Raw genomic sequence first — 1,020 nt, 5'->3', positions numbered from 1 at the left:
TGTGGAGTTGCAAGACGTTGTTCACAGCGGCTCCCAATCGGCTGATAGGCGTTTTATGCTGTAACGCCGAATGATTCCTGTAATAATTGTATTCATGGAGCCAGCGAGGCAACTCGCTGGCTCTTTCGCGTGAATTCGCATAGCTGGCTGCATAGGCCCACTCGCGGAGCGCGGTCTGGATGAAACGCTCCGCCTTGCCATTGGTGCGTGGCGTATAGGGACGGGTGCGGATATGCCTGATTCCAAGCCGTAAACACGCCTCTCGGAACAGCTTGGAAACATAGCCCATTCCATTGTCCGTCATGACCCGCCGCACGGTTATTCCCAACGATTTGTAAAAACGAAGAACCGATGAAAGGAACGCAACGACGCTTTCCTTGCGTTCGTCGGCCAGGATTTCCGCAAAAGCGATGCGGCTGGCGTCGTCAATGGCCACGTGCACGAACTCCCAGCCCGCGCCGCGCGTCGCCCGCTGCCGGTCGCCATGCACGCGGTGGCCAGGCTGTGCGAAGCGCCCCAGTTTCTTGATGTCGATGTGCAGTAAATCGCCAGGATTTTCCCACTGATAACGCCGTGGGGGAAGTGGCGACTCCAATGATTTTAGCCGGTTCATGCACAATCGACGCAACGCACGGTGTACCCGAGCTGCGGAGAGACCGAGCATACCGGCGATGCGGCGGCCGGTGAGGTGATGGCGGCGCAAGGCGGCGATCTGCCCTATGGTTCGAGGCGGCAGGGCTGTCGGCGAATGATGGGGCCGTGAGGACTTGTCGCAAAGTTCCTCCCCTTTTCTGTGGCGCGCCAACCATTTGTAAACGGTGCGTCGGGAGACCCCGAACGCCTCCGCCACGCTTTGTGGCCGTTCTCCGTTTTCGATCCGGCTTACAAGCTCCACTCGACGAATCGGCGTCAATCTGGCATTGGCATGAATGTTCACTCGGTCCTCCTTTCGGCAATTGCGTCTTCGTAAACACAATTTGACCGATTAGGGCCGAGTGAACAACCTCCTATAACTTCACA

The 1,020-nt window shown here is 57.6% G+C and carries 1 protein-coding gene; it reads right to left on the bottom strand.

The window, feature by feature from the left end; genetic code table 11:
- A partial coding sequence (locus tag AB6M95_RS19655) for an IS481 family transposase (protein ID WP_371388440.1) occupies positions 1-937 on the bottom strand: 937 nt, incomplete at its 3' end.
- Between the last annotated feature and the right edge of the window lie 83 nt (positions 938-1,020).

Source organism: Pseudodesulfovibrio karagichevae (assembly GCF_041414475.1).
Classification (GTDB): domain Bacteria; phylum Desulfobacterota; class Desulfovibrionia; order Desulfovibrionales; family Desulfovibrionaceae; genus Pseudodesulfovibrio; species Pseudodesulfovibrio karagichevae.
This window is presented reverse-complemented; position numbering and strand designations above follow the sequence as displayed.